The organism is Natronincola peptidivorans, assembly GCF_900111615.1.
In the GTDB taxonomy this organism is placed as follows: domain Bacteria; phylum Bacillota; class Clostridia; order Peptostreptococcales; family Natronincolaceae; genus Natronincola_A; species Natronincola_A peptidivorans.
Genome location: NZ_FOHU01000001.1, coordinates 332,505 through 355,996, shown reverse-complemented (window position 1 = coordinate 355,996; position 23,492 = coordinate 332,505). Strand labels below are relative to the sequence as shown.

At 32.9% G+C, this 23,492-nt stretch carries 27 protein-coding genes; all 27 read left to right on the top strand.

What is annotated here, in order from left to right:
• Positions 1-9: 9 nt before the first annotated feature.
• The 27 genes from BMX10_RS01840 to spoIIIAB all read left to right on the top strand — a co-directional run bounded on the left by BMX10_RS01840 (position 10) and on the right by spoIIIAB (position 23,490).
• Positions 10-1,683: a peptidoglycan D,D-transpeptidase FtsI family protein gene (locus tag BMX10_RS01840; RefSeq protein WP_090438403.1), complete on the top strand. Its 1,674-nt coding sequence runs from the start codon at positions 10-12 to the stop codon at positions 1,681-1,683.
• Positions 1,684-1,897: 214 nt separating this feature from the next.
• Complete coding sequence (gene sigK, locus BMX10_RS01835; protein WP_330387773.1) at positions 1,898-2,614, top strand: RNA polymerase sporulation sigma factor SigK; 717 nt, start codon at positions 1,898-1,900, stop codon at positions 2,612-2,614.
• A 256-nt stretch (positions 2,615-2,870) separates the two neighbouring features.
• Positions 2,871-3,305, top strand: coding sequence for a hypothetical protein (locus BMX10_RS01830; RefSeq protein ID WP_090438397.1), 435 nt, complete (start codon positions 2,871-2,873; stop codon positions 3,303-3,305).
• Positions 3,306-3,383: 78 nt separating this feature from the next.
• Positions 3,384-3,896 carry a YqeG family HAD IIIA-type phosphatase gene (locus BMX10_RS01825; RefSeq protein WP_280140724.1) on the top strand — a complete coding sequence of 171 codons (513 nt, stop codon included), beginning with the start codon at positions 3,384-3,386 and terminating at the stop codon, positions 3,894-3,896.
• Positions 3,897-3,900: 4 nt separating this feature from the next.
• Positions 3,901-4,764 carry a shikimate dehydrogenase gene (gene aroE, locus BMX10_RS01820; RefSeq protein ID WP_090438391.1) on the top strand — a complete coding sequence of 288 codons (864 nt, stop codon included), beginning with the start codon at positions 3,901-3,903 and terminating at the stop codon, positions 4,762-4,764.
• 425 nt (positions 4,765-5,189) lie between these two features.
• Positions 5,190-6,869, top strand: a complete 1,680-nt coding sequence (locus BMX10_RS01815) for a GspE/PulE family protein (protein WP_090438388.1) — start codon at positions 5,190-5,192, stop codon at positions 6,867-6,869.
• An 11-nt stretch (positions 6,870-6,880) separates the two neighbouring features.
• The gene (locus BMX10_RS01810; RefSeq protein ID WP_090438385.1) at positions 6,881-7,936 is read left to right on the top strand and encodes a type IV pilus twitching motility protein PilT; all 1,056 of its coding nucleotides are present in this window, start codon (positions 6,881-6,883) and stop codon (positions 7,934-7,936) included.
• Positions 7,937-7,969: 33 nt separating this feature from the next.
• Complete coding sequence (locus BMX10_RS01805) at positions 7,970-9,175, top strand: type II secretion system F family protein (protein WP_090438383.1); 1,206 nt, start codon at positions 7,970-7,972, stop codon at positions 9,173-9,175.
• 147 nt (positions 9,176-9,322) lie between these two features.
• A complete protein-coding gene (locus tag BMX10_RS01800) occupies positions 9,323-9,694 on the top strand; it encodes a competence type IV pilus major pilin ComGC (RefSeq protein WP_090438380.1) in 372 nt (123 codons plus the stop codon).
• Positions 9,695-10,112: 418 nt separating this feature from the next.
• On the top strand, positions 10,113-11,471 hold the full coding sequence (locus tag BMX10_RS01795) for a DUF7305 domain-containing protein (RefSeq protein WP_090438377.1): 1,359 nt from the start codon (positions 10,113-10,115) through the stop codon (positions 11,469-11,471).
• A gap of 50 nt (positions 11,472-11,521) precedes the next feature.
• Complete coding sequence (locus tag BMX10_RS01790; RefSeq protein ID WP_090438374.1) at positions 11,522-11,866, top strand: prepilin-type N-terminal cleavage/methylation domain-containing protein; 345 nt, start codon at positions 11,522-11,524, stop codon at positions 11,864-11,866.
• Positions 11,867-11,925: 59 nt separating this feature from the next.
• The gene (locus tag BMX10_RS01785; protein ID WP_090438371.1) at positions 11,926-12,492 is read left to right on the top strand and encodes a PilW family protein; all 567 of its coding nucleotides are present in this window, start codon (positions 11,926-11,928) and stop codon (positions 12,490-12,492) included.
• A gap of 359 nt (positions 12,493-12,851) precedes the next feature.
• Positions 12,852-13,613 (top strand): prepilin peptidase, encoded by a 762-nt coding sequence (locus tag BMX10_RS01780; RefSeq protein ID WP_090438368.1) that lies wholly within the window; start codon positions 12,852-12,854, stop codon positions 13,611-13,613.
• Between the two features lie 22 nt (positions 13,614-13,635).
• Positions 13,636-14,787: a type IV pilus assembly protein PilM gene (gene pilM, locus BMX10_RS01775; RefSeq protein ID WP_090438365.1), complete on the top strand. Its 1,152-nt coding sequence runs from the start codon at positions 13,636-13,638 to the stop codon at positions 14,785-14,787.
• 10 nt (positions 14,788-14,797) lie between these two features.
• On the top strand, positions 14,798-15,346 hold the full coding sequence (locus BMX10_RS01770) for a PilN domain-containing protein (RefSeq protein ID WP_090438362.1): 549 nt from the start codon (positions 14,798-14,800) through the stop codon (positions 15,344-15,346).
• 1 nt (position 15,347) lies between these two features.
• On the top strand, positions 15,348-16,526 hold the full coding sequence (locus tag BMX10_RS01765; protein WP_090438359.1) for an S-layer homology domain-containing protein: 1,179 nt from the start codon (positions 15,348-15,350) through the stop codon (positions 16,524-16,526).
• A 194-nt stretch (positions 16,527-16,720) separates the two neighbouring features.
• The gene (locus tag BMX10_RS01760; RefSeq protein WP_170834631.1) at positions 16,721-17,158 is read left to right on the top strand and encodes a prepilin-type N-terminal cleavage/methylation domain-containing protein; all 438 of its coding nucleotides are present in this window, start codon (positions 16,721-16,723) and stop codon (positions 17,156-17,158) included.
• Positions 17,159-17,188: 30 nt separating this feature from the next.
• Positions 17,189-17,647, top strand: coding sequence for a PulJ/GspJ family protein (locus tag BMX10_RS01755; protein WP_090438351.1), 459 nt, complete (start codon positions 17,189-17,191; stop codon positions 17,645-17,647).
• A 15-nt stretch (positions 17,648-17,662) separates the two neighbouring features.
• Positions 17,663-18,166: a PilW family protein gene (locus BMX10_RS01750; protein ID WP_170834630.1), complete on the top strand. Its 504-nt coding sequence runs from the start codon at positions 17,663-17,665 to the stop codon at positions 18,164-18,166.
• Positions 18,167-18,173: 7 nt separating this feature from the next.
• The gene (locus BMX10_RS01745) at positions 18,174-18,788 is read left to right on the top strand and encodes a hypothetical protein (protein WP_090438345.1); all 615 of its coding nucleotides are present in this window, start codon (positions 18,174-18,176) and stop codon (positions 18,786-18,788) included.
• A gap of 63 nt (positions 18,789-18,851) precedes the next feature.
• Positions 18,852-19,115 carry a late competence development ComFB family protein gene (locus BMX10_RS01740; protein ID WP_090438342.1) on the top strand — a complete coding sequence of 88 codons (264 nt, stop codon included), beginning with the start codon at positions 18,852-18,854 and terminating at the stop codon, positions 19,113-19,115.
• A gap of 105 nt (positions 19,116-19,220) precedes the next feature.
• Positions 19,221-19,655 (top strand): type II 3-dehydroquinate dehydratase, encoded by a 435-nt coding sequence (aroQ, locus tag BMX10_RS01735; RefSeq protein WP_090438339.1) that lies wholly within the window; start codon positions 19,221-19,223, stop codon positions 19,653-19,655.
• Positions 19,656-19,678: 23 nt separating this feature from the next.
• A complete protein-coding gene (locus tag BMX10_RS01730) occupies positions 19,679-20,746 on the top strand; it encodes a M24 family metallopeptidase (protein ID WP_090438336.1) in 1,068 nt (355 codons plus the stop codon).
• Between the two features lie 25 nt (positions 20,747-20,771).
• On the top strand, positions 20,772-21,329 hold the full coding sequence (efp, locus tag BMX10_RS01725) for an elongation factor P (protein WP_090438333.1): 558 nt from the start codon (positions 20,772-20,774) through the stop codon (positions 21,327-21,329).
• A gap of 59 nt (positions 21,330-21,388) precedes the next feature.
• Entirely contained in the window at positions 21,389-21,817 is a 429-nt protein-coding gene (locus BMX10_RS01720; RefSeq protein WP_090438331.1) for a CD1247 N-terminal domain-containing protein, read from the top strand.
• A gap of 127 nt (positions 21,818-21,944) precedes the next feature.
• Complete coding sequence (spoIIIAA, locus tag BMX10_RS01715; protein WP_244272599.1) at positions 21,945-22,967, top strand: stage III sporulation protein AA; 1,023 nt, start codon at positions 21,945-21,947, stop codon at positions 22,965-22,967.
• A 1-nt stretch (position 22,968) separates the two neighbouring features.
• A complete protein-coding gene (spoIIIAB, locus tag BMX10_RS01710; protein WP_090438326.1) occupies positions 22,969-23,490 on the top strand; it encodes a stage III sporulation protein SpoIIIAB in 522 nt (173 codons plus the stop codon).
• Positions 23,491-23,492 lie beyond the last annotated feature (2 nt).

Here is a 23,492-nt window from a genome sequence, read left to right as displayed (position 1 = left end):
GAGTTTTTTATGAGAAAATCAAAAGAGAAAAACCAACAGCCGGTTTACATAAAAAGATTATTGTTTATTGGATTAATTTCTACACTGCTAATTGTTTTCTTGGTGGGGAGATTATTTTACATACAAATTCTACAGCATGATTTTTTTGTGATGGAGGTTAATAGGCAGAGACAAATATCTATTCCAACTGATAGTGGCAGAGGTATTCTCTTTGACCGGAATCACATACCGTTAACTGATAGACAGGAAAAAAAAATAGCCGTTGTATTTCCACAGCTATTTTTTATTAATGATGAAAATATAAGGTTTTTATCTGAAATAACCCAAAAAAAAGAAGAAGAATTAGTAAATAGAATCCATCATTCCAGTTCTCCAATTGAAATGCCGATAACTCAAGATATAGATTACAAGGATAGCAGAGCATTAGCAATAAGAGGTTTGTTTATAATAGGTAAAAAACAACGGTATGAAGACTATCCTCTTTTGAGTCATACTTTAGGATATATTAATCAAATAGATAAAAAAGGAATGGCAGGTCTTGAAAAGACATTAGATGCTATCATAATGGGAAATCCTACTCAGAGTCTAACTGCAACCTTGGATGGTAGGAAAAGATTTCTACCAGGAGAGGGCTATTCTGTTATCAATACAGAAACAAAACAAAAAGATATAAGATTAACTATTGATTATTCAATACAGAAAGTAGCCGAAGAAGTAATGGATCAGCACAATAGGAATGGGGCAGTCGTTATTTCTAATGTAACAACTGGAGAAATATTAGGACTTGTAAGTAGACCCAATTATAATCCTAACACCATAGCGGATCACATAAAAAGTAGTGGAGATGAACTATACAATAAAGCGATACAGATGACTTTTCCGCCAGGCTCTATTTTTAAAATAGTAGTTGCAGCAGCAGCAATTGAAAATAATATAATTAACGATGATAATGTATTTCATTGTGCAGGTGTTGAAAAAATAGGCAATGTGGAAATAAACTGTAATGCTCATAGTCAGGAAGAAAATGAAGAAATATCATTCCAAGAAGCTTTTGCTAAATCCTGCAATTCTACATTTATCCAGTTAGGACAAAAAATAGGTGCAAAAAATATTATCGAGATGGCAGAAGAATTAGGGCTGGGTAGCAGGGTTGACATTGGATTGTCAGAGGAAGAAAAGGGAAACTTACCGCAGGGTAACAATTTATTAGGACCTGCTATTGGAAATATCTCCATTGGTCAAGGAGATATAGAAGTGACGCCTTTACAAATCAATCAAATGACACAAATTATAGCGAATAAAGGTGTAAAAATACCGTTAAATTTATTGATTGAAATCCTAGTAGATTCTGATACCCTTGATACCTTTGATAGAAAAGAAGCTTCAAGAGTATTATCACAAAAAACATCTATAGAATTACAAAAACTAATGGAATCTGTTATGACGGAGGGAACAGGAAAAAACATAAAAGAGCTAGCGACTGTAACTGCTGGAAAAACTGGATCAGCCCAGGGCTCCAGTAGAGGAAATGCAGTTCTTCATGCTTGGTTCACTGGCTACTACCCTATAGAAAATCCTAAATATAGTATAACTATACTGGTACAAGAAGGCGGCACAGGTGGTGAAGTAGCAGTTCCTATTTTCAAAGAAATAATAGAAGGTATCATGGACATAGATTACTAGATTGAGCCATAATGAAGCACACCCCAAATGTTAGACAAGAAATCTAATATTTGGAGGTGTGCTTTTTATTGTAGCAAAATATACTTATGAACAACGTATGAAAGAAATGAAAAAGAAACAATGCTGACAGCCCTAAATTACTTAGGTACATGCACATATGCATCCTCCTAAACATATTATTTATAGTGACCTATTATATAGGTTTTTAAGGGGGATGATAAAAATGTGGTTTTTCTTAGCAGAAGTATTATCTGGTATAGTAAAACCTTTCATATTTGGCGTATCCTATGTATCTAGTAATATCTCTTTCCCTCAGCCACTAACACATGAGGAGGAGATGAAATATCTAGAATTATATGAACAAGGAGATGAAGAGGCTAGAAATATATTAGTCGAAAGAAATCTAAGACTAGTAGCTCATATTGTAAAAAAATATGGTAACATAGGCTCTGATGTAGATGATCTTATTTCTATAGGGACCATTGGTTTAATTAAAGGAATAACAACATTTAATAGAAATAAAGGAACGAGATTAGCCACTTATGCAGCCCGTTGCATAGAAAATGAAATATTGATGACGATACGAGCTAATAAAAAGATTAAAACAGAAGTATCTTTACAAGATCCTATAGGTGTAGATAGGGAAGGCAATGAGATTTCTTTGATAGACATATTGGGAACAGAACCGGATGAAGTACTGAACGAAGTTGAGCTAAAGATGCAAATAAGAAAGCTTTACAAAAAAATGGCTAATGTGCTAAAAAAGAGAGAACTATTGGTGTTGGAGCTAAGATATGGCATATGTAATGGCGGAAGTAAAACTCAGAGGGAAATAGCAAAAATGTTAGGTATTTCGAGATCCTACGTATCTAGAATAGAAAAGCGTGCAATTAAAAAATTATATAAAGCCTTTGAAATAAAAGATAATTAGCAATTTTCATGAATATCTAGATGCTCATATCATCTGGATATTTTTATTAGCATTTAATAGAAATAATAAAAAAACACCTTGTCGAACAAGAGTGAAAAAACCTTTTAAATGTTGAAATCATGCTATTTCCTAGGAAATTCAATATAAACTATTGGAAATAAATTATTGAATTTATAAAACAGAAATTATTGCCAATAAAATTATGTTATAATTATTATAATTATAAAATTTAAATAATACTAAGGTAGGGAAAATTATGAATAACAGTAAACCTTTTAATAACATAAGGACATGTAAAAGGTGTAAAGACATAATTCATGAAAAGGCTTTACATAATTACTGCCCTAAATGCTATAAAAAAATAGAAGAAGTATTTGATAGGATTCGAGAATATTTAAAAGAATATCCTGGAGCAACTGCTTATGAGATGGAACAAAGATTAGGCATACCTGTTTATGTCGTAAACAATTTTGTTAGGGATGGTAGACTAATTGAATTACCTAATGAATTCTTAAACATTGATTGCTTGAGATGTGGGTGTCTATTATTATCAGCTCACCATAAGTATTGTCCAAAATGCGAAGTGCAGATTCACAAAGAACTAGAAAAAGCAAAAGAATCTTTAGCAGTCTATGATAAAAACCAGGATGCTTTAGGGAAGATGCGTTTTCGAACTTATACTAAGAAATAAAAATTATTATAAAAACTATGAATTGGTTTAAATCCTGTAAATTTTCAAATAATAAGAAAAAATACATATAAAAAAGAGGTGATTAATATGAAACTTTTAACCCCTGATTTGTATATTGAATCAATACTGCACTTAGACTTAGATAAACTTAAGAATAGAAATATCAAAGGTTTAATTATTGATATTGATAATACATTGGTGGCATGGGATATAAAATATGCTAGCGAAAAAACAATAGATTGGTTATTAAAATTAAGAAAAGAAGGCTTTGAAGTTTGTTTAGTTTCTAATAACACAGAGGATCGAGTAGTTACATTTAACGAAGAGCTTAAGCTGCCTGCCATTCATAGAGCAACCAAACCTAGAAGAGGACCTTTTAAAAAGGCTATGAAAATCATGAAGACTGAGATTCATAATACAGCCGTTATAGGAGATCAAATATTTACAGATGTACTAGGAGGAAATAGAATGGGTCTCCTTACAGTTTTAGTAGTACCTATTGAAAGTAAGGAGTTTTGGTGGACAACCTTTGTCAGAAAAATAGAAAGACATGTGTTAAGGGTGGTGTTAAAAGATCATAAGGGGGATTAATGAAATGAAAGAAATTGATGGTAAAACAAAAGCCATATGCCTTTTGGGTGATCCTGTAGAGCATAGCTTATCTCCTCTTATCCACAATTATGGTTTTGAAAAAGAAGGTTTAAACTATGTCTACATTAACCATAGAATAGGTGAAAAGGATTTATCCACGGCCGTGGAGGGATTAAGAGTTTTAGGATATATAGGTTGCAATGTAACCTTTCCACATAAAATTGCAATTATGCAGTATTTAGATCAGTTGTCACCAGAGGTGAACCTTATAGGAGCTGTTAATACTGTAAAAAATGAAAAGGGTCGTTTAATTGGTTATAATACGGATGGAAAAGGTTATATTAAAGGATTAGAAAGAAAAGGTATCCAACTGGCTGGGAAAAGAATTACTATACTAGGGGCTGGTGGAGCGGCAAAAAGCATTGCGGTGGCACTTAGGATGGAATATGATTGTGAAATTACCATCTGTAATAGACGAAGGGATAAATCTATTGAAATAATCGACGTATTAGAGAAAATCGATAAAGCCTCTATCGAAAAAAATCAAGCAATTGCACCAGAGGACTTAGCTACCTACCCAATAGATATCTTGATTAATTGCACCCCAGTTGGAATGGTTCCAAATACGAAGGATGTACCTTTTCAAGAGCATCTAAACCTCCATAAGGATATGGTGGTAAGTGATATTATCTACCATCCCTTTGAAACTCAGCTTCTAAAAGAAGCATTAAAGGTAGGAGCTACTATTCATCATGGATTAGACATGCTAATAGATCAAGGAATTTTAGCATTTGAGATCTGGACGAGACAAAAACTCTCATTTGAAACAATAAAAGAATTACTACAAAAAAAGCTATATTCTGACTAAGAGATTATAGTTTTTTTTTATTTCTACATTTTATTCATTTTTCCTTAATGAATTGACAAAAGAACAAAAAATCCTATATAATAGAGACAACAAAGCTAGAATAATAAACAGTCCTAGAACAAAAGACCTACGGATATATTTGGACGCCTTAAGCCGTAGGGATGTAGTGGCGTAACCGGCTAACAATATAAAATAATGTTGTTAGTTTTTTTTAACTATTTTCAGTAAATACACTAGCAAAATCTATAAACTTCAACTATATTACCAATAAAAAAATATCAATGATTTCCTAACAAGTTCATTTAAATCCTCTCTACATATCAATATCGATATAAATCTCATAATTCGGAGTGTTGCAAAAAGAGTTTCTTGATAGTGATAGCATAGATTGAAAAGCAATTAATAGGAATAAGGAGAAAAATACTATGAGCAATAAAGTTCAAAAGCTAGGAGATTTATTGGTAAGCTCAAATTATATCAGTCATCAACAACTTCAAGAAGCTTTAAGACTTCAAAAAGATACAGGAGAAAAATTAGGAGAGATCCTGATAAGACAAAAAATTATTACTGAAAAGCAAATCATTGAAGTCTTAGAATTTCAATTGGGAATTCCACATGTTGTACTAGACAATTATTATATTGAACCAGAAATACCAAGACTGATTAGTGAAAAGCTTGCTAGAAGACATAGTTTAATTCCTATAAAAAAAGAAAGAGGAAAATTAGTTGTAGCTATGGTAGATCCTCTAAATATTTTTGCTTTAGATGACATTAGGATATCTACAGGTTATGATGTAGAAGCTGTTATAGCAACTGAAAATGATGTAATAACAGCTATTGGTATTTATTATGAAAAAGAAAATACAGAACAAGCATTGGAAGAATTCCAAGAGAATTTTAGTGCTCAGGCTATTGAAGACTTAGATGAAGAGATACTAGCTCAGATTAACAATGCTCCCGTGGTAAAATTGGTTAATTCTATTATTAGACAAGCTATTAAACTAAACGCTAGTGATATTCATATAGAACCTGGGGAAAGGCATCTTCGAATACGATTCAGAGTAGATGGGGATTTACAAGAAATTATGACGATAGCAAAAACCAGTCATTCTGCTGTCGTAACTAGAATAAAGATTACGGCAAAAATGAATATTGCTGAAAAAAGGCTACCACAGGACGGTAGGGTAGAAACTGGTGTGGATGGTAGAGATATAGATATGCGTATATCTGTTCTACCTACAGTCTATGGAGAAAAGATTGTTATTCGTCTATTAGATAGAAGTGGTGTAATATTATCGAAAAATGAGCTGGGCTTTATTGAAGAAAATCTACATACTTTTGAAAAAATTATTCAAAATCCACATGGTATTATTTTAGTAACAGGTCCAACTGGCAGTGGTAAAACCACTACACTTTATGCAGTATTAAAGGATCTGAATAGAACTGACAAAAATATTATTACAGTAGAAGACCCAGTAGAATATAGATTGGAAGGCATTAATCAATCTCAAGTTAATGTAAAAGCAGGTCTTACCTTTGCCAATGGCCTAAGAGCAATTTTGAGACAGGATCCTGATATCGTTATGATTGGAGAAATACGAGATTCAGAAACTGCTCAAATTGCTATTCGTGCTGCCATTACCGGCCATCTAGTATTAAGCACACTACATACTAATGATACCACCGCTACGGTGACCCGATTAGTAGATATGGGGATAGAACCTTATCTGATTTCCAGTTCACTTGTAGGCGTTGTGGCTCAGAGATTAGTAAAAATGATTTGTAAAAATTGCAGAGTCTCCTACATAGGGAATTCTAATGAGCAGCAAATATTAAATATACAGCATCCTCCAACTCTTTATAAAGGGGAAGGCTGTAACTTCTGTAATCATACTGGTTATAAAGGCAGAACACCTATACATGAAATATTGCCTATTAGCCAACGAATTAAATCCAGTATTGATTTGCGTCAAAGCTCTGAGACGATTAAAAAAATCGCCATTGAAGAAGGAATGATTACCCTAAAACAAAATGCGGTTGATCTAGTAAAAAGAGGTATTACCACGATAGACGAACTTATTAAGGTTACCTATAGTTTGGACTAGGAGGAAAGGGAATGGAGATTAATACTTTATTAAAAACGGCGCTAGATTCTAATGCCTCTGACCTACATATTACCGTATCAGTACCACCTATTATCCGTGTTAACGGGCGATTGTTAAGAATAGGAGAAAAACAATTAACAACTACAGATACGGAAATGTTGATGAAACAGATCCTGCTACCTGAGCAGCAAAGGCTGCTAGAGGAAAGGGGCGAACTAGATGTTTCCTATTCAACACCTGGGTTAGGGCGATTCAGAGTCAACATCTATAAGCAAAGAGGAAGCATTTGTATCGCTATTAGGGTGGTATACAGTAAAATACCTTCCATAGAGGAACTTGGTTTACCTCCAATTATGAAGGATTTATCACGAAAAAACCGAGGGTTGATATTGGTAACAGGGCCAACTGGCAGTGGTAAATCCACTACTTTAGCTTCTATGATTAACCTCATTAATTCTGAGAGAAAGTGTCATATTTTAACACTAGAGGATCCTATAGAATACCTACATACCCATGACAAAAGCATTATTAATCAAAGAGAGATTGGTGCTGATACAGATAGTTTTGCCAATGGCTTAAGGGCTGCCCTAAGACAGGATCCTGATGTTATATTCGTGGGAGAAATGCGAGACTTAGAAACGATAAGTATAGCTATTACAGCAGCAGAAACGGGACATTTGGTCTTATCCACTCTACATACATTAGGAGCTGCTAAAACTATAGACAGAATTATTGACGTGTATCCACCCCATCAGCAACAACAAATAAGAGTACAGCTTGCAGCAGTGATAGAAGGAATTATCTCTCAACAATTAATGGTGAAGATGGATCATAGTGGTAGAGTTGGCGCCTTTGAAGTAATGGTATCTACTAATGCCATTAAAAATCTTATAAGAGAGGGAAAAACTCACCAAATCCAAACCGGTATCCAAACTGGAGCTAAATCAGGCATGCAAACAATGGATCATGCAGTACTAGATCTATACAGACAATCAGTTATTTCTAAAGATACTGCTATGAACCATGCATTAGATTTAGATTTTATGAGAAAACAATTGATGCTATAGTGTAACTCCATTTGAGGGAAATGAGGTGAGGGTATGCCAATATATCAGTACAAAGCTGTAAACATCGGTGGTGAAAATATAGAAGGCTCTTACACAGCAAAAAATAAAAATGAAGTGATTATGATGTTGAAACAGAATAATAACTATCCTGTCTCCATTCAAGAGAAGGAAAGCAAGAGTGTCCTTGATCTAAAGCCCTTGAGTCGTGTTAAGACAAAGGATATCGCAATTTTTTGTCGTCAATTTTATGCCATGCTGAATTCTGGAGTACCCATTATAAGCTGTTTAGATATTTTGCGCCAGCAAGTAGAAAACAAAAAGCTAAAGCAGGTTATAGCAGAGGTATATGAAGAGGTTCAAAAAGGTCAAACCTTTTCAGAAGCATTGAAAAACCATCCTTCAATTTTTCCTCAGTTAATGGTTTACATGATAGCAGCAGGAGAAACTAGTGGTAGTCTTGATATCATTATGGATAGATTGGCAGTTCATTATGAAAAAGAAAACCGTATCAATAATAAAATAAAGAGTGCTATGGTTTATCCTAGTATACTGACATTTGTTTCTATTGCAGTGGTAATATTTCTACTTACCTTTGTAATGCCTACTTTCTTAGGAATGTTTGAAGGAAGTGGTGTAGCTCTACCCCTACCAACGAGGATATTGTTAATCATCAGTAACGGATTGAAGCAATTTTGGCATGTTTTATTGTTTATAGTAATACTGTCAGGTTATGGATTAAGGCGTTATATCAACTCTATAGATGGAAGGTACAACTTTGACAGGTTAAAGTTAAGACTTCCGATGATTAAGATACTTAACCAAAAGATAATTACTGCAAGATTTTCTAGAACCCTATCTACATTGTTGGGAAGCGGGATACCATTGCTACAATCTTTAGAAAATGTTGCAAATGCAGTAGGAAACACCTATGCAGCACAGGGTATTATGGAGGCTAGAGAAGATGTTAAGAAAGGTGTAGACATCGCTACCCCCATAAGAAAAACGGGACTTTTTCCGCCAATGCTAGACAACATGATTAATATCGGGGAGGAATCAGGGACACTAGAAGAAATCCTAGACAAAACAGCCAATTTCTATGACGATGAAGTGGATCTTGCCATTCAAAAGATGACTACCCTCCTAGAGCCCATCATGATTGTAATAATGGCAGTAATAATCGGATTCATTGTTATTGCTATGATACTGCCTATGTTTGATATGTTACACACTGTACACTAATGGGTAAGGGCACAAATAAACCTTGACTATTGATATAGTTCATTAATTACAAAATCTTAGGGAGGTGAATACAGAAAAACCATAAGACAAGACCAAAAGCAATCTTTGTATAGTTTAATATGAATAAAAAAAGGGAGGACAAAAGAAATGATACAATTTTTTACTAAGAGATTAAAGAATAGAAAAGGATTTACGTTAATTGAGTTGGTTGTTGTAATTGGAATTTTGGGTGCTTTGGCGTTGATAGCTGTTCCTAGGTTGGGTTCATTTAGAGATGATGCTGAGGATACTGCAAATCTAGCTACAGCTCGAACAATACTAAGTGCAGCAACTATTGCTGAAGCCAACTATGGTAGTGGGTTTACAGAAGATGAATTAAACGAATATTTGAATGACGATGTTTCATTAGCGACAAGTGCTCCTACAGGTTCAACAACTGGCTGGACTCTTGTTAGACCTGATACTGACGGAAGCACTATGACTGTTTACAAGGGTACTGAGTTAATAGACATACCTTAAGAAATGTAAAGAGATGCTTTGCAAGGGACAGGGGACGGTTCTTTGTCCCTTTAATGAAATGATTGAGTATTCTATAAATACTGAGTGGAATTATAAAGCGAGTTAAGGACTCAATCTAGTATTAAGAGGCTTCCATTTTAGCAAAAAACAAGCAAAGTATCCAACAATTAAGCACATTGAAACATAAGAATTAGGCTTCTTTAAAATGGCCTTTAGGCATAATCTCTAAATTTTTCAGGGATCATGCCTTTTAGATTACATTGAAGTTTATTGTAACTTTATAATAGGAATTATTAATTCATTATTGGCACCTAATCGTCGTGCTGATGGAGTATAATATTTATGCGCTTATCTCATAAATATTATTGATTTAATAAATGGACAGCTTGAGAATTATGGGTGAGGGGGCCACAGTATTATGCTTAGAAAATATTTGTATAATCAAAAAGGAATGGTATTGCCATTAGTGTTAATTCTCTTTATGGTATTGTTTCTTTTGAGTGTTGTTGCTCTCAATATCAGTAGTGCAGACAATCGGCATAGTACGTATCAGGCAAAAAGAATGCAGGCCTACTATTTAGCCCGTTCAGGTGCAGAGGCATTAGGTAACTATATCGTAAATCAATCAGAATCGTTAACTCCATCACAATTGGGATCATTAATAAATAATATCTCAAATATTACCAGCGAGGAAATTAAATTAGATGATAATGATGAGGGATACTTTGAGATATTGGTGGAACAGAATGACGATGAATTAAATATCATCTCCACAGGAAATGTAGGTGATGTTCAAGATACAGTGATATTAACATTAAATAAAACAACTGAATCAATACTAGCTGATTTTGAGCATGCTCTTTTCGCGGATAACAAAATCACGTTTTCCGGTAGCACAAAAATTCTTGGTTCAGTTGCCTCTAGCTTTACTTCTGCATCACAAATTTCTTTTAACTCTAGTGGAGGACAATATATTGATGGAGATATTTATTTATTAAATTCTTCACTTACCAAATCTGATATAGCCTATTCTGAAAAAATACTTGGAAACCTTAAAGTCATTCCTGCTCCCATGACATTTACTATGCCGTCTTTTCCTGATTTTGATGAGGTAAGTTCTTCTTTGCCTATCATTGAATCAAAATTAACAGCCGGATGGAATCCTTCACCACCCTATGTTATTTCTTCAAGTGGCTGGTACAAGGAGGGAATACAAGTAAATAGTAGGCTGGAAATAAATGTAGGAGATGAAGATTTAATTATTAGAACAAAAAATCTTAACATTTCAGGCTCGGGCGGAAGCAATAGAGGAATATATATTAATAGGACTGGTACAGGTAAATTATACTTGTACATAGATGAAGATTTTACTGTTACTAGTAGTGGTGTTATTAATCCAGACGGTAATCCAGAAGACGCTCTTATTTTCTTCAAAAGTAGTAACTTTGCTCCTGCCGGTAATCCTATAATAAAGAGTTTATTATACGGTGAAAATGCAATGATTACTATAGGACATTCAGCAAATATACAAGGGCATATCATTACAGGAGGTAATCGTGTCACAATTAGCGGGGCAGGTACAGCGGTTGTTAGAGCTATTTATGCCCCAAACGCTACAGTTAATATGGAAGGAAGCGGAAGTGTAAAAGGGATAATAATCTCTAATGAATTAAATATGTCTGGTAATAGTTCATTAGAGTATACAGATTTGTCTGGTGACAGTAGCTTAGATATGTTGCTGGGTAAAACCTCCTATAGATATACTATATGGAGATAGAATTAAAATGAAAATCCAGTTTTAAGATTGGCAGGAGAGGTGTATTACTAATGATAACAAAACTAATGAATAGAAAAGGACTATCCTTAGTGGAAATTATTTTAGGTATTGCAATTTTTGGAATCATTTCTATTAGCTTAATTCCTATTTTTACTTTTAGTTTTACACAAATATTTACATCAGGACATAAAACTGAGGCGCTTTATACAAGTCAAGAGCTGATTGAGAAAGAAATGGATGGAAGTGTTGTTGATGAAATTAGTACAATGGAGAAAACAATTTCTATTAAGTTTGGAACTACAGAAATAGAGATTGATGGTCAACTTATACAAGTTGAATTGGAATATGATTCTTCAGGAAACAAAATATTAATGAATTCTTTTAAACCTGATTAAAGTCATTTTAAATAGAGATATGATTTGTACTGTATAGTAACCAAGGAAGGTGTATACCCATGCTGTATCCTGTATTTAAAAATAGAAAGGGTTTTACATTGATAGAAATAATGATAGCTTTAGCTTTAGTAGGAATGGTTATTACAGTAGCAATCTCCTTAGTTATTTATGGAAATAGCCTCTTTGGTATTAGTAACAACCAATTCCATCTACAAAGTGAAGCTCGGTTTACAATGGACACTATTACGCAGGAGGTAAGAAAAGCCACAGAGCTAAAGATTATGTCGGTAGCAGATTGTGAGGCAGAAAAAGATAGTCAAAACTACAACTATATATATTTAAAGGATGGCGTTATATATCACTCTATATATAATGAAACTACATCAACTCGCACTGAAAAAATAGTAACCAATAGTGTTTCTAACATAGGTATTGTATTTAGCAAAGCGCTTAATAGCACTAATACTCTTAGGATTAAAATAACTGTAGAGGAGAACGCACAAAGTTATATTGCAGAAACTCAAATAACATTACTAAATTTTAAATTAATGAGACCAAAATCTACTGTGCAAGGTAATGACTCAGATTTAGCAATCAGGTATCGTAATTTATTGATTGCTGAATAAAGCACAGGGACAGGGGACGGTTCTTTGTCCCTGCAATATAGAAAACATTTAAGTTGTTGGTATTTACAAGAACTAAGGGTCAATCTTACTTGAGGTAGCTCTTTTTATACTATATTATCTACAGAAAAAAAATAAGAGTTATTACTATTAAAGGTAGAACTAATTATTCTATTTATAGATATATTCTTAAGCAAGTTTTTTAGCATGAGAAATGTCTAAATCTGTCTAAAAGAATTGCATTTTAGTAGTTAAACAGGTTTTGTTTTATGATATACTATTAGACAAATGATCTTTATTATGCAAGATAATGCCTTCTAATCAATTTAGAATTACATACAACATGTACAAGGAGAAGAAGAATGTATTATTTTATGATTTTTATAGTTGGACTTCTCATTGGTTCCTTTCTCAATGTTTGTATCTATCGTATTCCAAGGGAGGAATCTATTGTTTATCCTTCATCACATTGTCCCGATTGTGGCAGTAGTCTGAGGCCTGTTGATTTGATACCAGTGGTGAGTTATATGACTTCTAGGGGAAACTGTCGTTATTGTAATGCACATATATCCTTGCGATATCCATTGGTTGAGTTGATAAATGCAGGTCTCTATCTAATTTTATATTTACAGTTTGGCTTATCTCTTCAGTTTTTTGCCCATGGAGTTTTGGTGAGTATACTCTTGGCGATTACTTTCATTGATTATGACCATCAGATTATTCCTGATGGCATGATAATTTTAATTATTGTGGCAGGTTTATTTTATAAAATAGCATATATGGTTTTATATAGAGGTTCCTTTCCTCTATTAAGCAGCATTGGTGGTCTCTTACTTGGAGGAGTTTTTTTTCTTGTAGTAGCTATCCTTTCAAATGGAGGGATGGGAGGCGGAGACATCAAACTAATGGGCGCCTTAGGATTGTGGCTAGGTTGGCAATCTACGCTTTTGATGATGCTCTTATCTTTTTTTATTGGAGGTGTCCTTTCTGTTATGTTACTTCTGTTGAAGAGAAAGGGAAGGAAGGAGGCTATACCATTTGGGCCTTTTATCGCCATTGCTACATTTATCACTATTTGCTGGAGCCAAGAAATAGTCACTTGGTATGTAGAGATGTTTTTTTAAAATCTATGAAGGAGGGAAAAAATTGGACAAGAATATCTTTAAGCTTTGGAATAGAGAGATGCTTTCTATTGATATTGGCAATCATAGCATAAAAATATTGATAGGAGAATATGAAAAGAGTACTGTGATATTGAAAAAAGCCATCAAGGTGGCAACGCCAAAGGATGCCTACTTGAACGGAGAAATCTTAGATATTTTGTCCCTAAAAGAGGCGATACACGCTGCTCTTCATAGTAATAAAATCAAGGCCAGCAAGACCTTCTGTAGTATTGAAAGTTCAGCTATCATCACTAGGGAGATTAATATACCCTCTGTTAAGCCAGAACAGATGAAAAAAATACTGGAATTTGAAATCCAGCAATATTTTCCAATAGAAATAGACGAATATATTATTCAATATAAGCAGTTAGAGAACTTTTTTGAAGGAGATGTAAAAAAAACCAGGGTACTGGTAACGGCGTTACCAAAAAAAATTGCTGAAGATTATTTACAATTACTTGAGGCTGTTGGATTAAAGCCTATGGTTTTAGACGTGCACTCTAATGCCGTTGATAAGCTCTTTAATGCTGAAATGGTTATCAATAAAGAGGAAGGGTTAAAAGATAAAACTATCGCAGTGATAGATTTGGGTCATCGTCAAATCAATGTAACTTTGATTGAAAAAGGAGTCTATAAATTTAATCGGCTACTTAATATGGGGGGATGGGATATCGATATAAATCTTTATAATTTTTTAGGTGTTCCTTTAGGTGATGCGGAATCTAAGAAGGCTGAAATAAGAGATATCAATGAAGGTATTCATAATTTTGCCGCTGCTACAAGCGGGGATATATTAGAAGATACAGAAAGATTAGTATTAGATAATGAAACAAGACAAATATCAGATAACTCAAGATTTATCAACATTGTGAAGAGAAGCATTGATAATTGGATAGAAGAAATTGAAAAGGTATTTAAATATTATACCACTAGAAGTACTGGGAATACCATTGATGCTATTTACATTTATGGAGGCAGTGGGAAACTAGGAGAGTTATCCCTATACATGGAGGATGCCTTCAATATCCCTACAAAAAAAATTCAGGAGATAAGCATTGTAAATCTTGACGAGAGTATAGAAAAGATCAATATGGCTTCTTACATTAATAATATTGGCATATTGATAAGAAGATAGGGGGAGGAGAATGAAGGATATAAACTTTTTTGAACCTTATGTATCAAAGCAAAGAGGAACTGAAATAAAACGTTTCGTGTTGTATCTAGCTATTCTTGTAACCATTATCGGTGTATTCTCTTATCCCATATTCAATTTTGCTAAGATAAAGATAATTGAGAAGGAAATAACAGCCATGAAAGCCAATCTAGAGACTCCAGAAATAGTAGAACAAATCCAAAGGGTTGAGGAGAAAGAAGGAGCTGCAGATAGCACAAGAAATGAACTTAAAATAATTGAAAATATAGATCAAGAAATTGCTAATCTAGATAGTATTAATGAAGTTTTACTTTACGGTATCTTTAGTACAATACCAGAAAATCTATATTTTCACTCAATGAACCTTTCTACAAATATGATTGTTATCAATGGCAGAAGTAATGATAAGACAGCAATAGCAGAGCTTGAACATAACCTACGGTTGACACAAATCTTTGAAGAAATATTCATACCTTCAATTAGCCTGCAAGAGGAAATCTATAGCTTTATCATTGAACTGAAAGTAAAGGATGTGAATTAGGATGAAAATAACCAAGAGAGAAAAATTCTCCATTTTTTTTCTGGTCATTGTGGTATTTCTATATGGATATTTTCGTTTCTTAGTAACACCTCAATTGGTAAAGTTAGAAAATGTTAGTCATAAAAAGCAAATGTACCAAGAAAGAACAAATGAGTTTCAGAGTATAGATTTGCTGGAGGATGCATTAAATAAGGAAATTACCAACTTGGTACAAACTAAAAAAATTGCATCTATGAATTATTTCCCTGCCCTACTGCAAGATGAGTTGATCTTGTTAATCAATGATCTTTTAAGCAGTACGGAGCTTTTAGTCAAGATGATATCCTTTTCACCTATTAGAGAGGAAGCCCTAGGAGAGGTAAGTGTGGATGCTATAACAGTTAGAATTGACTATGAGGGAGATTTTACTTCTTTAAGCAATCTACTGGAAAAAATATGGAGTTTTCAAAGAAAAATAATCATAAGCAATTTGACTATTTCAAGTGGAGAGAATGAAATCCTCACGGGTAGTATCGATTTAAATTTTTATCGTCTTTCTTCATTAGAGGTTGAGGAAGGAAGGCTATACGACTGGTTTTTAGATGAAAACCATAAAAACAGTAATCCTTTTCGTTCTAGGATTGAAGAAGAAGTGGGAATGAATTATATTTATCGAGCGGGAGACTCTCAACTGTTGATAGCAGAAAGATATAGACCTTTCAATGATATTAATGGACATTGGGCTCAGGAGGAAATAGATACCTTTGGACATTTATATTATATACGAGGCGACAGAACTAATAATTATTATCCTGATGAAAGTATTACCAGGGGAGAATTTATCCTTCTACTAGATAGAGTATTGCAGTGGGAGGAGTTGGAGGAAAGTGTGAACCTTACAGCTTTTGAGGATTATCAGAATTTAGGAAGCTATGAAAATGCTATTGCTAAAGCTATATATAAGGCGCATTTAAGAGGTTTTATTATTGGTTATATGGACAATACACTAAGACCTCAAGACCCTATTACCTACAGGGAAGTAGAAATGGTGATGAGAAAGGTTTTAGAAGACCCAGACTTCAACTGGCAACAGATTAACCAGAAGATTTTGAGGGAAAAAGGAATACATTCTAATGGTATAGATTATTTAGGAAATCCCTTAACTAAGGCTGAGGCCATATATTTCCTATATCACCTGTAAAATGAATCATGAAGGAATAATAAGGATAATTGTTTTCTTAAAATAAAAGAGGACAACTATCCTTTTTTCAATATTATGTAGATTTTTCTATTTTTAGAAGGAAATACTGATATTATAACGAATATTTACAGTATTCAATTAAATTCTATATATTTCCAGAACTTTATTATGATAATAAAATGGAGGAAAATGAATTGAAGGGGAACAAAAAAGGATTTACCCTTATTGAATTATTGGTGGTTTTATTGATTATAGGTATTCTATCAGCTATTACTTTACCTATAAGTAGAGATTTATATGATGTATTTCTTTTGAAGTCTACTGCTAATGAAATAAAAAGTGCTTTACACCTTGCACAGCAATTAAGCCTAGATGAATCTAGGGACTATAGTTTAGAGGTATTTGAAAGCTCTTTTAGAGTAAGAGAAAAGGTTTTTGGAGGAAAAGCGGTTTATCGCCAGCAAATTCATGAAAGAATTAAGGTTGTACCTGGCAATGACTCTGAGATTACTTATAATAGACATGGTAATACCAACTATGGAAGAGTCGTTTTAGGTAATAATCAAGGAAAGTATATCATGATTGAAATTATGATTGGAACTGGAAGAGTAAGAATTTCAGATATTTATTAGTAAAAAACAGGAAGGGACATACCTATTTCGATGAAGAACAATAGTGGTTTCACTTTAATAGAAGTATTAATAGCTCTTGTAATTTCTACTTTGATAATAGGTGTAACATCTTCTATTATGATGGAGATTTTTCATACAAATAAAAGGAGCAAGATCCACTATGACCTTAGTAAAACTACCCAAGGAATAATGGAGGAGATTAAAGCTTCACTGTCACAGGTAGAAGATCAGGTGAATAGAGAAGAGCAATTATTAAATACTCTGGAAACACTACAGAGTACAAGGGATAATTGTTATGATACTACGATTAGCTTAAAGAGATTATATGATGAAAAAAATATTTATGAGATTATAGTAAGGCTAGAGAATATAGATAGTAATGAAGTGTATTTTTTACATAATTATTTCTATGACACCAAAGGAGATGAATTATATCAAAAAATCTATCAAGAATTCTTCATAACTACTTTGGATGATAATAATGAATAGCTGGAGGAGGTCTATGTGAAGTGTAGAAGAAATAATAAAGGCTTATCTTTAATAGAAGTTATCCTTTCTATGTCTATATTTTGCTGCATCCTATTAGGGCTGATTTCTTTTATGATGCAAAATATAACAATCCAACATCACTTAGTAAAATCATTAACACCTCAACAAAACACTCGATTCGCTTTAAACTATATTGAGAAGCGCATAAGGGAATGTAATCAGCAATCACTTATATATCATTCTACTGAAAAGCTTATTGAAGGAAAAAATCATGAAAATGAAACGATATGGATAGATTTGAGCGGTAATAAAAGAAATCATTACAACACATTATTATATTATTACGCCGAAAAAGGAGAATTGAGAGTTAACAAAAATGGTGAACATAATGTTTTAATAGATGAAATTGAAGATATCTTGGTGACTGAGGTTATTGAAAATCAATTATTGGCCATTGAAGTATTTGCAAAAACCATTGATTATTCTGTTAAGACACAAATCAAACTAAAATATAGGTAGGAAAATTATGGAGAAGTATTTAAAAAATAGCAAAGGCTCCATTGCTGTAAGTTGCTTTTTACTGGGCCTACTTGTACTTGTTATCACTATATCTACATACACAATCTATATAAACGATTATTATGCTACTTTATCAAATAGTAATGGAGTAAAAGCTTATTATTTGGTGGAGGCAGCCTTTGAGGAAACAATATTCGTCGTTATAGAAAGCACCAATGACATCATAGTCCAGTATCTTGAGGACATAAGAACTTATAAAACTAATTTTCAAGCAAATTCTGAAGAAAATGATTTACTTGAGTATACTCCACCAAGTTTAGATGACTATATGCAATCTCATTTTATTTATAGACTAGAGGATTTTAATAGACTAGTAGAGAATCCTTTTTCTAATTATCCACATCCTCATAGTTATAAAATTATAGTTAATTATGATAGTGAAGAGAATATTTTGATTTTAGAGGGGGTAGGAATCTATAATAATGCAAGAAAAAGGATACAGGCTAAGCTAATGATGCCCAGAGCTGAGGTGGTGGGTCTTGATGCTTTCCATCTACCAAAAGTTGAGGTGAATGCTATAGAAATCATTTCTTATTATCATGGTATTATTATATCTAATTGAACAAAAACAAGTATTTTTATTTATTAATGATTGCAAATTATAGTAAAAGGGAGGCGTATTAATATGGAAATAAAAAATTATATGGAGATTGTCGTAAATAACCTATTACCAAACATTTTAAAGTTAAACGATGATGTATGTACTTGTAATCAATGTGTAGCAGATATAAAGGCTATTGCACTAAATCATTTACCACCAAAATATATTGCTACAGAATCAGGAGAGGTGTATTCAAAAATTAATGCTTTGTCTATTCAATTTGAAGCAGATGTAATTAATGCATTAACAATTGCAATAAATAAAGTAACCAGTTCTCCTAGACATTAAATATTACAAGAAAAATCATTTTAAAGTGAGACTAAAAACTATTCAATTTTTAAAAAATATGTTATGATGATATAGAATTTTGTGCAAAGGAAGTGTTTAACAGTTGTGGAAAAATATTTAGTAATCCATGGACCAAATCTAAATCTATTAGGAATTCGAGAACCAGAAGTTTACGGGAGAATGACTTTGAAGGAAATTAATGAAAATTTACTTAGAGAAGCTGCAAAAAACAATGTTAAATTGGATATAATCCAAAGTAATACTGAAGGTGAAATAATTGATTTGTTACATAATGCAAATGATATGCATGGAATTATCATTAATCCTGCTGCATATACCCATTATAGTGTTGCTATACATGATGCTATTAAAGCGATAAGCAATCCAGTTATTGAGGTACATCTAAGCAATATCCATAATAGAGAAGATTTTAGGAAAAAATCAGTCACAGCTGCTGCTTGTATAGGACAAATTAGTGGTTTTGGATTCTATAGTTATATATTAGCACTACATGCTCTGATCCATCATAATCAAAGTTAATACTATCATATAGGAGGTAGGGAATGCATAAGAAAATAGCCAGCGTTAGAGATGTTTTACTTAAAAAAGATTTAGATGCAATACTAATTGGCAAGCCGGAAAATAGAAGGTATATCTCAAGTTTTACTGGAACTACTGGATTTGTAATTATCACGAAAGATGAAGCAATATTTATTACGGATTTTAGATATATGCAGCAAGCTCAAAAAGAATGTAAACTTTTTAAGATTATAGAAACTAGTAGATATGAGCCTTTAACAAATATACTGAATGAATTAAATATAGGAAGATTAGGTGTAGAGGAAGAATTCTTCACCTATGGACATGCCCTAGATTTACAGGAAAAGCTAAAGAATCTGTCTTTGGTAGCCTTAGAAGGAGCCTTAACAAAAATAAGGTCTATTAAGTCTAAAGAAGAGATTGAGTATATTACTACAGCAGCTTCTATAGCAGATAAGGCATTTGCTTATATTCTAGACTTTTTAAAGCCTGGGGCGATAGAAGAAGATATAGCTTTGGAGTTAGAATTTTTCATGAGGAAGCAAGGTGCAAGCGGTGTCAGTTTTAATTTTATTGTAGCTTCTGGAGAAAGATCTTCTTTACCTCATGGAACAGCTTCTAATAAAATTATTGAAGCAGGTGATTTCGTCACCTTGGATTTTGGTTGTATTTATGAAGGTTACTGTTCTGACATGACTAGAACTATGGTTGTTGGAGAAGCTAGTACTAAACAAAAAGAAATTTATTCTATTGTTTTACAGGCGCAAAAAACAGCGCTTGATGCTGTGAAACCTGGAATCACTGGTAAGGACTTGGATTCTATAGCTAGAAGTATTATTGAAGAGGCAGGCTATGGTGATAACTTTGGTCATGGTTTGGGCCATGGCGTTGGTTTAGAAGTTCATGAACTACCTCATGTTAACATTATTGGGGATATTCCTATGGAACCAGGAATGGTGATTACTATCGAACCAGGTATATATATACCTGGCTTTGGGGGAGTAAGAATAGAAGATTTAGTAGTTGTCACTGAAAATGGTTATAAAGTATTATCAAAAACTTCGAAGGAATTAATTGAAATTAAAATATAATAACATATAAAGATGGAGGGATTTTATGATTTCAGCAGGAGATTTTAGAAAAGGGATCACCTTTGAAATGAATGGAGAACCATATACAGTATTAGATTTTCAACATGTTAAGCCTGGAAAAGGAGCAGCTTTTGTTAGAACCAAGTATAAAAACTTAAAGACGGGTTCTATAAGAGAGGAAGCCTTTAATCCTTCAGATAAATTTCCAAGGGCGCATATTGAGACAAAGGATATGCAATATTTATATAGCGATGGAGAATTTTATTATTTTATGGACAATGAGACATATGATCAAGTTCCGTTAACACTAAATGAGGTTGAGGATGCTATTAAATTTTTAAAAGAAAATGATAATGCAACAATAAAGTTTTATCAAGGTAAAGCATTTCAAGTAGATCCACCTAATTTTGTAGAATTAAAGGTGACTGAGGCGGATCCTGGAGTTAAGGGTGATACAGCATCAAATGTAACAAAATCAGCCACATTAGAAACTGGCGCAGTTATACAAGTACCTTTATTTGTTAATGAAGGAGATACAGTTCGAGTTGATACAAGAAATGGTGAATATATGTCTAGAGTATAGTTAAACATATTTTGGTAAATAATATGGGGAGAGCTATTAATGAAAAAGGAGGAAGACCTATGAACCACTTATTTGAAAGAGTAGCATATCTAAAAGGACTAGCTGATGGCCTAAACATTGAGGAATCTTCTAAAGAAGGAAAAATATTATTGAATATCATTGAAACTTTAGATGATTTTGCTGAAGCTATTGTTATGATGAATGAAGACCAAGAGGATTTGACTGAATATGTTGAAGCATTAGATGAAGATTTAGCAGATGTTGAGGATGAATTGTATGAAACAGATGAAAGTGAAGATTATGAGGATGATGATATAGATTTTATGGAAATTGATTGTCCTAATTGTAGTGAAGAAATATATGTAGATGAGGATTTGTTTTATGACGAGACACCAGAGGTAGTATGTCCTCGTTGTAATAAATCAATTAAGTTAGATGAAGAATTCCATTGTGATCAACCAGGATGTCAGAATCATCATCACGAATAATAATATAGTTAAATAGTCTAATATAGAAAAACCAACAGTTTTGCTGCTGGTTTTTCTTTTTTTTTTGAATTGGGAATAATTAAGATGATAGATAAATATATCTATTATATATAAGGAGGGACATGTTGTGAGAGATAATGAAAAGAGCACTAATTTTATAATAAAAAATAGAAGCTTTAGCTTAGAAGGATACCTATGTCCTAGTATAAGAAGACTTATTGGAAATTTGCCAAATAAAATAAAAGATTCAATAGAAGAAATACGGCTAAGGATAAATAATCCTTTAATAATTCATGTAAACAATCAGGATTATTTTATTACTCAAAAAGGAGAACTATCATTGAGTAGTAAAGATAGTTTTACAGTCACTAAGGATAATATAGACAATACACTTCAATTTATCACGAATTATTCTATATATTCAGTAGAAGAAGAATTGAAGAATGGATATATCACTGTACAAGGAGGTCATAGGGTTGGCATAGTAGGTAAAGTTCTTCATAATAATGGGGTTGTAAAAACTATAAAAGATTTTACGGGTTTAAACATAAGGGTTGCAAGAGAAAAAATTGGTGCAGCAAGCAATGTATTGAAACACATAATAGATAATGGCGAATTCGTGAATACATTAATCGTTTCTCCACCTCAATGTGGCAAAACAACATTATTAAGAGACATTATCAAAAATTTAAGTGATGGTATTCCTTCTTTAGGCTTAAAAGGAAATAGGGTTGGTGTTGTGGACGAAAGATCAGAGATTGCTGCATGCTATCAAGGAATACCCCAAAATAATCTTGGCATTCGAACGGATGTTTTGGATGCATGTCCAAAGGCTCAAGGGATGATTATGTTGATCAGAGCGATGTCTCCAGAAATCATAGCTACGGATGAGATTGGAAGAGATGAAGATAGTATGGCAATTCAAGAGGCTTTATTAGCAGGAATTAAACTAATTACAACGGTTCATGGGAAATCCTTGGAGGATATTATCTTTAAAAAAGTAATAGGCAGTTTAGTTAAAGAAGGAGTTTTTAAAAAAATAATCATTTTGTCTAACAAGCAAGGAGTTGGGACAATTGAAAAAATTCTAGATGGTACTACTTTCAATGACTTATTAGAATATCCCTTAAAAAATAAGGTGGCGGGATAACATGATGATCAAACTAATTATTTCTTTAACTATTATAGGTTGCAGTTCTTTGATAGGTTTTATATATGCTAATGCTTTCATTGATAGAACTAAGCTATTGGGAAGTCTTCTCTCTACTTTGCAGATGCTGGAAACGGAAATTCTCTATAGTGCTACACCTTTACCAGAATTATTAAAAAAAGTAGCAAAAAAGAGTAAGCCTGAAATTAGCAATATTTTATTAGCGACATCAGATACTTTATATAAAAAAGAAGGGTTATTATTTGCTGACGTTTGGGAAAAAGCCGTTGAAAAGGAAACAGAATACACATCTTTCACTAAAGAGGACATAGAGATATTGGTTACTCTTGGCAAAAACATGGGGATATCAGATAGTAAAGATCAAATAAAACATATACATTTAACAATGGAAGAAGTAAAAAGAAGCTATGAACAATCAATTGTAATGCAGAATAAAAATGTTAAATTATATAGAAATTTAGGCATTTTACTAGGAATTACTATTGTAATAATATTTTTTTGATC

Coding starts and splice junctions, on each gene's coding strand:
- sigK (WP_330387773.1), top strand. CDS start 1,898: ATGATAAAAATGTGGTTTTTCTTAGCAGAAGTATTATCTGGTATAGTA.
- BMX10_RS01780 (WP_090438368.1), top strand. CDS start 12,852: ATGTATTATTTTATGATTTTTATAGTTGGACTTCTCATTGGTTCCTTT.
- BMX10_RS01810 (WP_090438385.1), top strand. CDS start 6,881: ATGGAGATTAATACTTTATTAAAAACGGCGCTAGATTCTAATGCCTCT.
- efp (WP_090438333.1), top strand. CDS start 20,772: ATGATTTCAGCAGGAGATTTTAGAAAAGGGATCACCTTTGAAATGAAT.
- BMX10_RS01765 (WP_090438359.1), top strand. CDS start 15,348: ATGAAAATAACCAAGAGAGAAAAATTCTCCATTTTTTTTCTGGTCATT.
- BMX10_RS01790 (WP_090438374.1), top strand. CDS start 11,522: ATGATAACAAAACTAATGAATAGAAAAGGACTATCCTTAGTGGAAATT.
- spoIIIAB (WP_090438326.1), top strand. CDS start 22,969: ATGATGATCAAACTAATTATTTCTTTAACTATTATAGGTTGCAGTTCT.
- BMX10_RS01740 (WP_090438342.1), top strand. CDS start 18,852: ATGGAAATAAAAAATTATATGGAGATTGTCGTAAATAACCTATTACCA.
- BMX10_RS01795 (WP_090438377.1), top strand. CDS start 10,113: ATGCTTAGAAAATATTTGTATAATCAAAAAGGAATGGTATTGCCATTA.
- BMX10_RS01815 (WP_090438388.1), top strand. CDS start 5,190: ATGAGCAATAAAGTTCAAAAGCTAGGAGATTTATTGGTAAGCTCAAAT.
- BMX10_RS01770 (WP_090438362.1), top strand. CDS start 14,798: ATGAAGGATATAAACTTTTTTGAACCTTATGTATCAAAGCAAAGAGGA.
- BMX10_RS01830 (WP_090438397.1), top strand. CDS start 2,871: ATGAATAACAGTAAACCTTTTAATAACATAAGGACATGTAAAAGGTGT.
- BMX10_RS01755 (WP_090438351.1), top strand. CDS start 17,189: ATGAAGAACAATAGTGGTTTCACTTTAATAGAAGTATTAATAGCTCTT.
- BMX10_RS01745 (WP_090438345.1), top strand. CDS start 18,174: ATGGAGAAGTATTTAAAAAATAGCAAAGGCTCCATTGCTGTAAGTTGC.
- aroE (WP_090438391.1), top strand. CDS start 3,901: ATGAAAGAAATTGATGGTAAAACAAAAGCCATATGCCTTTTGGGTGAT.
- BMX10_RS01800 (WP_090438380.1), top strand. CDS start 9,323: ATGATACAATTTTTTACTAAGAGATTAAAGAATAGAAAAGGATTTACG.
- BMX10_RS01785 (WP_090438371.1), top strand. CDS start 11,926: ATGCTGTATCCTGTATTTAAAAATAGAAAGGGTTTTACATTGATAGAA.
- BMX10_RS01720 (WP_090438331.1), top strand. CDS start 21,389: ATGAACCACTTATTTGAAAGAGTAGCATATCTAAAAGGACTAGCTGAT.
- BMX10_RS01730 (WP_090438336.1), top strand. CDS start 19,679: ATGCATAAGAAAATAGCCAGCGTTAGAGATGTTTTACTTAAAAAAGAT.
- BMX10_RS01805 (WP_090438383.1), top strand. CDS start 7,970: ATGCCAATATATCAGTACAAAGCTGTAAACATCGGTGGTGAAAATATA.
- BMX10_RS01840 (WP_090438403.1), top strand. CDS start 10: ATGAGAAAATCAAAAGAGAAAAACCAACAGCCGGTTTACATAAAAAGA.